This is a genomic window from Shewanella sp. SM29 (assembly GCF_025654245.1).
GTDB lineage: Bacteria > Pseudomonadota > Gammaproteobacteria > Enterobacterales > Shewanellaceae > Shewanella > Shewanella oncorhynchi.
In genome coordinates this window covers 1-770 of sequence record NZ_JAKKRN010000091.1, presented here as the reverse complement: position 1 = coordinate 770, position 770 = coordinate 1, and the positions used below count along the sequence as shown (strand labels likewise).

Sequence of the window (770 nt, the reverse complement as noted above, 5' to 3'; positions counted from 1 at the left end):
GCCAAGTGACGAACGAAGCCTACCGTTACACTGAATCGGCCAGCCTGAAAATTGATGTGCCGATGGAATGTATCGATTCAAAACTCGGCCGCGCCAGTTTCAGCTTCACCAATACCAATCGCACAGCCCAAGAGCTTTGGATCAAGATTGGCGGTGGTTGGGGAGATGCCGACATTTATTTCGATTCTAGAGGCTGGGCAAGCCCTGAGCAAAACCAAGGGGCTGGTATCGGTAATGGTAATTATCAAGTGATTAAGGTGCAGTTAAACCCTAACGAGTATTGGCACTACATTACCTTATCGGGGGACTTTGGCGGCGTCGATATGCAAGTCAGCACCACTGAGCTATTTGCTGAAATCGACCCCGAACTGGGGGATGGCGGCGTGGATCCTGAGCCACCAGCCAATTGTGGCGCAGTGACCTTAGATTACGGTAAGCTCACCCTAGGCAAAAATGAGTGCATCAGTGGCGGGCGTAACAGCTTCTACTTCTGGGTTGAGGAAGATAATACCCAGTTCACTGTCACCACTAAGGGCGGCTCTGGGGATGCCAATATTTACTTCAATGCCAGTCAGTGGGCCGACGCAGATAATGCCGATGCAAAGAGCGCTCAAGCAGGAAATCAAGAATCGCTTAGCTTCAGCGCCAATCGTGGCTGGCGTTATATCACGATTGATACTGCCACTGAGTTTAGCGGCGTAACACTGACCTTAAGCACAGGCACGAGTAACACACCCGATCCGGTGCTCATTGCCAACGCCTGCGCGACG

General features: G+C 51.7%; 1 protein-coding gene. It reads left to right on the top strand.

Annotation, left to right across the window (positions count from 1 at the left end; all coding sequences use genetic code 11):
* The coding region (locus tag L5L77_RS22830; RefSeq protein ID WP_263223448.1) for a PPC domain-containing protein at positions 1-770 on the top strand (770 nt) is incomplete at both ends.